The organism is Natronolimnohabitans innermongolicus JCM 12255, from assembly GCF_000337215.1.
Classification (GTDB): domain Archaea; phylum Halobacteriota; class Halobacteria; order Halobacteriales; family Natrialbaceae; genus Natronolimnohabitans; species Natronolimnohabitans innermongolicus.
In genome coordinates this window covers 1-8,098 of the sequence record NZ_AOHZ01000053.1, presented here as the reverse complement: position 1 = coordinate 8,098, position 8,098 = coordinate 1, and the positions used below count along the sequence as shown (strand labels likewise).

The following is an 8,098-nucleotide window of genomic DNA, read 5'->3' as shown; positions in this document are numbered from 1 at the left end:
TCGTCGGCGGTCGCCACCGTCGCGGTCGCCGTCACCGATTCGCCGAGATCGACGCGTTCGGGCGCAGCTTGCAGGTCGGTAACGGTCAGGCTCGGCGACGAGCGGACGTAGACCGTCAGCCGATCCGATCCGACCCGAACGTCGTAGATCCCGGGATCGGTCGGCTTCCAGGCGAGTGTCGTTGGTACCCGCTCGTCGGCCTCGAGAACGCGTCGATCGACGTCGACGAGTTCGCCGTCGACCTGCAGCGTCGCGTCGACGGTTCCGGCGTGGTCGCCGACGTTCGCGACCGCAGTCGGAATCTCGACGCGTTCGCCGGACGGCACGGCCAGCACGTCGCCCGTGCCGATCTCCGCTGCGGGACCGGACAGTTCGGACCGGTCCCAGCCGTCCCACTCCTGGCCCGCGACCGTGACGGTGTCGTCATCAAGGCCAACCGCCGCGGTCGCCCCGTCCGTCCCGAACGCGTCCTCGTGCTCGAGTCGCGACCACGTCTCGGGCGTCGCGCCCGTCTGCGTGTACCGTTCGGCGCGCTCTCGTAGCTCCGCCCCGCCCGCGTCTTCGAGGGCCTCGAGGAACGTGGCCGCGGTAACGGTTCCATCGTGGGCGTTCAGCTGCCGAAAGATATCGTCGAGCGTCCGATCCCCGTCGGTCGCGAGCCGCAGTTGTCGGTCGAGATCGCCGTACACCAGCGGCCCCTTCACGTAGTCGGTGTCCGCGTCGCGCCAGGTCGCGGGGTCCGCGAGCGCGCCGTCGGCGTGTGGCGAACGCTCGCCGCGCTCGAGGAACTCCCGAAACTCGCCGAAGGAGAGCAGCCCCTGTTCGAAGGCGAGCAGGCCGGCGTAGTACTCGGCCTGGGCTTCGACGAGCCACCGGGCGTCGGCGGCCACGTCGCCGTCGGTGAAGCGCTGGCGAGTGTGGGCGTACTCGTGGAGCCAGACGTTCGAGGCCTCCTCGAGGGAGGCGTCGTCGACGATCCAGGCGTCGGCGTCGCCGTACTGAATGCCCCGCGGCCCCCAGTCGACTCCGCTCGGCGCGGCGACCAGGAACGTCTCGGTGGCCCGCTCGCCGACCGCGAGTCGTTCGCTGGCGTCCGCGAGCGTCTCGAGGACGTCGTCGGGCTCTTCCCGGAGGTCGGCCGCCTCGGGGACGACGAGTCTGATCGTGTCACCGTCGACGGTCCGCTCGTGTTCGGTTACGGGTCCGAAAACGGCGATGTGGCCGCCAGTGGCGCCGGGACCGTCGACCGTGACCGTCTCGTCGACCCCGATATCGACCGATTCGGGTTTCTGGTAGGTGACGCCGACGGTCGGGACCTGAACGATCCCCCAGTCGCCGGCGTCGTGGAACGTGTAGCCGTCCCAGCCGTCGTGGCCGTGGTCGTCGTGGCCCGTCCTGTCGGCGGAAATCGCCACGCGGAGCGTCGGGTCGTCGGTCTCGCCGTCCCAGTCGTAGCGGCCGTCGCCGGTCGATTCGAAGCCGTCAGCCTCGCGAACGTCCGCGTCGGTCTCGAGATCGAGCGCTAAACTGCCCAGCGGCTCGGGGACGGCGACCGACACCTCGGCCTCGAACTCGCCGGGCCGATCGGGCAGCTGGCGCAGTTCAACGGTCCGATGGAGGATGTCGTCCGCGTCGTCCAGCGCGGCCGCCTCGTCGGTTTCGTCAGTCGTCGCGGTCGCCTCGAGACCACCGGCCGCAGGGTCGGACTCGGTATCGAAATCGGTCAGCGGCGTATTCGTCGCGTCGCTCGCACTGGCGACACCGGCCGGCAGCGTCCCTACCAACAGCAAAACGACAGCGAGAACGGCGACTCGAGAGTGCACTGGCTATCGCTGATCGAGCAGCGACCATTACTTTTGTGGCATCGTGACTGTCCCGCCGCAAGATAGATAGCTCGAATCCGCCGTCAGTCAGACGCCTCAGCGGCCGCCAGCGGCTCGAGTGCGATCTCCATCGTCACGCCCTCGACTTCCCACTCCTTGCGGGCGCCGTCGTCGACCTCGAGCGATCCGATCTCGTCGGCGCGAACCTCCTCGCGGAGCAGGTCCTCGCGCTCGGCGACGAGCGTCGCCACGCGGTCGTCGTCGATCTCGAGATCCAGCGCGATCCGTTCCTCGACGTCTAAGTCGAGGTCCTTGCGCATCTCCTGGACGCGGCGGATGACCTCGCGGGCGTAGCCCTCGCTCTCGATGTCGTCGGTCAGCGAGGCGTCGACATAAGCGACGCCGCGGTCGTCGCCGTTCAGGCCGAACGCGGTGCCGGCGACGCCCTCGGGCGTCTCGGTGACGAAGCTCACCATCTCCTCGGTGATCTCCTCGTCGGACTCGAGGACGTCCGAAACTGCGTCCTCGATCGCCTCGAGAGCGGGCTCGTCGATGCGGGCCTCGTTGAGCGCGTTCATGACCTGTCCGGCGCGATCGCCGAACGCGGGCCCGAGTTTGCTCATGTCGGCCTCGGCGCTGTAGTTCAGCTCGCCCCAGCGATCCTCGGGCGAGACGAGTTCGATCTCGCGGGCGTTGAGGCGGTCCTCGAGCAGCGGGGTGTGCCGCTCGATGGCCTCGACGACGCGCTGATCGTCGGCGGCGACGACGACCCGCGGAACGGGCCAGCGCAGTTTGCGACCGGCCTGCTGGCGGGCGTTCGCGCCGGCCTCCTCGATCGCGCGGAGGATGGCGACGTCTTCCTCGAGTTCCTCGTCGTCCCAGTACGCCTCGACGTCGGGCCAGTCGCACATGTGGACGGTCGGGTGTTCGGCGTCGCCCGTCAGCGTGCCGTAGATCTCCTCGGAGATGAACGGCGCGTAGGGCGCGAGCAGCGCGACGGTCTCGCGGAGCACGCGGTAGATCGTCGCGTACGCCGCTTCCTTGGAGGCGCTGTCCTCCTCCTCCCACATACGCTCGCGGACGGCCTGGACGTAGAACCGGGAGACGTCCTCGACGACGAAATCGAGCAGCGCCTCGAGGGCGCGGTCCTGGCGGAATTCCTCGAAGTGCTCGGTCATCTCGGCTTTCGTCGACTGCAGGCGGGCCAACACCCACTCGTCGACGAGTTCGAGATCCTCGTCGACGTCGTCCAGGGAGGTCTCCTGCGGATCGAAGTCGTCGAGACGCATGTACGGCAGCGGGAACCGGAACACGTTCCAGAGCGTCCGGAGGTGGTTTTCCATCGTCCCCATCTCGTCCCACGAAAAGCGCATGTCGTCGCCCTGCGGATTCGCCGAGAGCAAGAACATCCGCATCGCGTCGGAGCCGTGGCGCTCGATGGCCTCGTCGGGTTCGACGACGTTGCCGACGGACTTGGACATCTTGCGGCCGTCCTCGTCTAGCGCGTGTCCGTGCATCAGGACCTTGTCGTAGGGAATCTCGCCCATCGCGGCGGTGCCCATCCCCAGCTGGGACCAGAACCAGCCCCGCGTCTGGTCGTGGGCCTCGAGGATGAAGTCCGCGGGCCAGAGCTCGTCGAAGCGACTGTCGTCGTCGGGGTAGTTCAGGGTGCCCCACGACGCCACGGAGGAGTCGAGCCAGACGTCGAAGACGTCCGGAACGCGCGTGTAGGTGGTCCCGTCCTCGGTGATCGTTAAGTCGTCTACCGTGTCCTTGTGGAGGTCGACCTCGTCGGGGTCGACGTCCTGGTCGACGCGCTCGGCGAGTTCCTCGCGGGTGCCGACGACGATCATGTCTTCGTCGTCATCTCTGTTTTCGGGCGTCCAGACCGGCAGCGGGATGCCCCAGTAGCGCTGGCGGGAGACGTTCCAGTCGGGGGCCTCCTCGACGAAGTCCCGGAAGCGGTTGTCCCGCGCCCAGCTGGGGTACCACTCGCTGTCCTCGATGTTCTCGAGCAACTCGTCTTTGACATCCGTGATCGTGATGAACCACTGGTCGGTGACGATCTGGAGGATGCCCGTGTCACACCGCCAGCAGTGACCGTAGTTGTGGTGGACGGTCCCCGAGGCGAGCAGGGCGCCGTTGTCCTCGAGGTCTGCCGTGATCTCCTCGTCGGCGTCCTTGACGAACTGCCCCTCGTACTTGCCCGCCTCCGCGGTGTAGACGCCGTCGCCGCCGACGGGACAGAAGATCGGGAAGCCGAGTTCGGTCCCGCGCTCGAAGTCCTCCTCACCGTGGCCCGGCGCGGAGTGGACGAGCCCGGTGCCGTCGCCGTGCGTGTCGACGTAGTCCGCGGCGTAGACCTCGAGGGTCCCCTCGGCGTCGACGTGGTCCGGAACTTCGTCGGCCAGCGGGTGCTCGTAGGACCAGCCGATCAGCTCCTCGCCGGCGAGTTCCTCGACGACCTCGTACTCCTCGTACCGTCCTTCCTTCAGGACCTCCTCGTGTTTGGCCTCGGCGACGTACAGGAGCTCTTCCTCGCCGTCCTTCTCGGCGCGCACGCCGACGTAGTCGCCGTCCTCGTCGACCGCGACGAACGTGTTCGCGGGGATGGTCCACGGCGTGGTCGTCCAGATGACGATCTTGCCGTCGCTTCTCGCGGGTCCTTCGTCCCCGCTCGCACCGTTCGGGGACTCCCCCTGGTCGTCCCCGCAGTCCTCGAGGTCGAATTTGACGTAGACCGAGGGGTCCTCGACGTCCTCGTATTCGACCTCGTTGTTCGCGATCGCGGTCTCACAGCGCGGACACTGCGAGATCGACCGGTGGCCCTTCTCGACGAGCCCGCGGTCGGCGGCCTTCGAAAAGCCCCACCAGGCGGCCTCCATGTACTCGGGGCTGACGGTGCGGTAGGGGTCGTCCCAGTCCATCCAGACGCCGAAGGACTTGAAGTCCTCCTGGAGACCCTCGAGCTGTTCGTCGGCGTAGTCCTTACACTCCTGGATGAAGTTCTCCTCGCCGAACTCCTCGATGTCCTTCTTGTTCTCGAAGCCGAGGCGCTCCTCGACTTTCGTCTCGATCGGCAGGCCGTGCATGTCGTAGCCCGGCCGGTCGGTGACGTCGTACCCCTGCATCCGCAGGAAACGCAGGTAGACGTCCTTGAGGGACTTGTTCCAGGTCGTCCCCATGTGCGCCGAGCCCGACGTGTACGGTGGCCCGTCGACGAAGAAGTAGGATTCACCGTCTTTGCGGTGTTCGACCGTCTTCTCGTAGGCGTCGACGTCGTCCCAGTACTCGAAGACCCGCTGCTCGAGTTCGTGCGGGTCGTACTGGTCGTCGACTGCACCGAATCTGCTCATGTGGAGGCAATCTCACTCCGAGAGTAAAGGGGAATCGGTATTGCAGGCTGCACGCGGACGGAGACACCTCGCACCCGGTGACGGGCGTAACCCTCCAGTCGCGGGCGTCATCTCCGAGAAAATCGAAAAAAGCCGAATCGCGAGTCGATCGAAAGGCGTCCTACCGGTGGGCAATATCGAGCGCCCGCACGGCGACCTTCTTGTATCCGAGGCCGTAGACGCCGGCGTAGAGCATGACGCCGCCGAGGACGGCGAGCCACAGCGCGACGACGACGTCGCCCGAGCCCAGGTACTGGAGACTCGTGTACTCGGCCATGAGACCGGCGGCCGTCAGGACGGCCGCGGCGATCGTATAGAGGAGCAACGGTAGCAGTTCGACGAGCAGTTCGGGGGTTCCCGATCCCATTACTCGAGCGGAGGTGCTGGGAGAAGGTAAACTTGTCTGCCCCACTCTCGATCCGAGTTGCCTAACTCGACTGAATCCCTCGTGCGATACGTGTCCCCCTCCAACTCCGACCCGCCCGCGGATCCCGCCTATCCGACGACGCGAAACGTCATCGAGCCCGACTGCGAGCGCTGTCCCGCACTGGCCGACCACCGGGAGTGCATCTCCTGGGGGACCGGCCCGCTGGACGCGAGCGTTCTGGTCGTCGGCGAAGCCCCCGGCGCCGGAACTCCTGAAGCGGAGCGCTGGAAGGGCGGTAACTGGACCGGCATGGCCTACACCTCCCGACACTCGGGTCGCCGAATTCGACGACTGCTCGAGCGGGTCGGCTACGGCGAGGACGCCTACTACACGAACGCGGTGAAGTGTTTTCCCGCCGACCCCGCGGAGCCGACGACCAACCGCGAACCCACGCCCGACGAGCGGACGAACTGTCGCGGCCACCTGCTGGCCGAAATCGAAACCGTCGATCCGGACGTCGTGCTCGCGACGGGGAAACACGCGACGACGAGCGTTCTCGAAGCCGAAGACCGCACGCTCGAGGGCTTTGTCGATACCGTCCTCGAACCGATCGCCTGCGACCGCCTCGAGACGACGTTGCTCCCGATCCTTCATCCCTCGTATCAGGACGTCTGGGTCGGGCGCCTCGGCTACGAGCCGGCGGCGTACCTATCTGCGATCGGCGAGTCGCTCGACGAACTGTGTCGAAAATCGGTTGACGACCCGCAGTAACGACGGCCCCACAGTCACGGAGGGACGTCGGCTGCCGGTCGTCGACCGCGAGAAAACCCAAACCGGTGGTCAGGGTGCGTGACGGTGGTCCGGTACAGGTGGGTAGGTGGTGCGTGACGCGGTTGTCGTTGTACTGGTGCGATTCGACAGGCCCACGCTGGGCACTCGAGTCGAGGGAGGGATGACTCTTGAATCGAGGCGACCGTCCATCACGATTTCCGACACGTAAGGTGAATTATCCCGACTTTATCCCAGTTCACACTGTGCGTTCAGGCTGAGCGTCACCCGCAGTGGCGGGTCCGGAACGCCGGGAGGCGAGTAAGTTACTTACAGCGGGCCAACACACTCACCCGTATGAGTACGATCTTCAGCCAGATCGTCGAGGGGGAGATTCCCGCTCGAGTCGTGTACGAAGACGAGACGACGATCGCCTTCCTGGACGCCAATCCGCTGGCACCGGGTCACACGCTAGTGATTCCAAAAGACGAGTACGAACGGCTGAACGACGTTCCCGACGATGTCGCGCCCGACCTCTACGCGGCGATCCACCAGCTGGTCCCCGCGGTCGAAGACGCAGTCGACGCCGACGCCTCGACGGTCGCGTTCAACAACGGCGCGGAAGCCGGTCAGGAGGTCCCCCACGTCCACTGCCACATCGTCCCGCGGTTCGACGACGACCGCGCCGGCCCGATTCACGGCATGTTCGCCGAAACCGGCTCGATCGACTCCGAGTCGCTCGAGGACATCGCGACCGATCTTTCGGAAACCGAACTCGACGACATCGCCGACGGAATCGAGTCTCGAGTCTAACTCGAGGGTGCCGACGGCGCCGTCGATCCGGGACGGTGCCGTGAGGCTTTTTACACTCCCGCGTGAGCCTCGCGTATGCTCGCCGATATCGCCGCCCAGTTTCGGGCCCACCCGGTCGCCACGCTCCTCGAACTCGCCAGCGTGGTCGTCTGCATCGGTCTGTTTCTCGGGACGCTCCTCTTGCTCTCGAGTGGCGCCCCGACGGGACGCGGCGGTCCGTGGCTCGCCCTGATCGGTGTCGGTGCCGTCTTCGTGGTGTTCTGGACAGCGCTCGTCCCGATTTACGAGCGACTCGTCTACGCGTGACCAGAGGGAGTCGGTTTATTATCTTGTCTCCCTTTGTCGGATATAATGCGAAGCTTCCTGCCGACCGACCTCGAGCCGGCGCTGTTCGCTGTCGTCGGCCTCGTGCTCCTTTCGGACGTCGCTTTCGGCGTCTCTGACCGGCTTCCGGACGGCTGGTTCCACTTGCTACTGGGGATCGGACTCGTGATCGCTGCGATCGTCCTCACCCTCGAGCGACGGCGAACCGACGGTCCGTGAGTCGCGTCTCCGTTCGGGCGGGTGGCCGTTCGTCCGTCCGCGAGAGCACGCCAAACATCGAATCAAATCGAACCGAGTACCTAGACGATCGTCCCGACCAGCAGATCGCCGTACAGCAGCGCGACGAGAAGCCCGAGAAAGACCGGAACGAGAAACGGCGTTCCCGGCGAGATCCAGACGGTCTCCTTCGACGCGAGCACGTCGAGTCCCTCCCGGAGCTCTCCGGCTCGAGTTCCGTAGGCCGTGCCGTCGATGTCCTCGAGGAAGGCGTCTGCGCCCCAGGGGTCGTCGTACTCGCGGCCGTCGGCGTCGCGACTCGAGTCGTCGGTGGCGGCGATGTCGGCGTTCCGGGCGTCGGCCGCCGCCGTCGCCCCGCCGTCGCTTCGGAC

At 66.4% G+C, this 8,098-nt stretch carries 8 protein-coding genes; 4 read left to right on the top strand and 4 right to left on the bottom strand.

Annotation, left to right across the window (positions count from 1 at the left end):
- From C493_RS11885 to C493_RS11875, 3 genes are all read right to left on the bottom strand, one after another.
- A partial coding sequence (locus tag C493_RS11885) for a M61 metallopeptidase family protein (RefSeq protein ID WP_007259686.1) occupies positions 1 to 1,823 on the bottom strand: 1,823 nt, incomplete at its 3' end.
- Between the two features lie 83 nt (positions 1,824 to 1,906).
- Positions 1,907 to 5,179: an isoleucine--tRNA ligase gene (ileS, locus tag C493_RS11880; RefSeq protein ID WP_007259685.1), complete on the bottom strand. Its 3,273-nt coding sequence runs from the start codon at positions 5,177 to 5,179 to the stop codon at positions 1,907 to 1,909.
- Positions 5,180 to 5,339: 160 nt separating this feature from the next.
- A complete protein-coding gene (locus tag C493_RS11875) occupies positions 5,340 to 5,585 on the bottom strand; it encodes a hypothetical protein (RefSeq protein WP_007259684.1) in 246 nt (81 codons plus the stop codon).
- An 81-nt stretch (positions 5,586 to 5,666) separates the two neighbouring features.
- Between C493_RS11875 and C493_RS11870 the strand changes: the two genes are divergently transcribed.
- The 4 genes from C493_RS11870 (at position 5,667) to C493_RS11855 (ending at position 7,709) form a co-directional block, all read left to right on the top strand.
- The gene (locus C493_RS11870; protein ID WP_007259683.1) at positions 5,667 to 6,356 is read left to right on the top strand and encodes a uracil-DNA glycosylase; all 690 of its coding nucleotides are present in this window, start codon (positions 5,667 to 5,669) and stop codon (positions 6,354 to 6,356) included.
- A gap of 354 nt (positions 6,357 to 6,710) precedes the next feature.
- Positions 6,711 to 7,166 (top strand): HIT family protein, encoded by a 456-nt coding sequence (locus C493_RS11865; protein ID WP_007259682.1) that lies wholly within the window; start codon positions 6,711 to 6,713, stop codon positions 7,164 to 7,166.
- A gap of 75 nt (positions 7,167 to 7,241) precedes the next feature.
- Positions 7,242 to 7,472 carry a hypothetical protein gene (locus C493_RS11860; protein WP_007259681.1) on the top strand — a complete coding sequence of 77 codons (231 nt, stop codon included), beginning with the start codon at positions 7,242 to 7,244 and terminating at the stop codon, positions 7,470 to 7,472.
- Between the two features lie 45 nt (positions 7,473 to 7,517).
- Positions 7,518 to 7,709 carry a hypothetical protein gene (locus C493_RS11855; protein WP_007259680.1) on the top strand — a complete coding sequence of 64 codons (192 nt, stop codon included), beginning with the start codon at positions 7,518 to 7,520 and terminating at the stop codon, positions 7,707 to 7,709.
- Positions 7,710 to 7,789: 80 nt separating this feature from the next.
- On the opposite strand, the gene C493_RS11850 is transcribed toward C493_RS11855, so the two are convergent.
- Positions 7,790 to 8,098: A24 family peptidase C-terminal domain-containing protein (locus tag C493_RS11850; RefSeq protein WP_007259679.1), on the bottom strand; the 309-nt coding region annotated here is incomplete at its 5' end.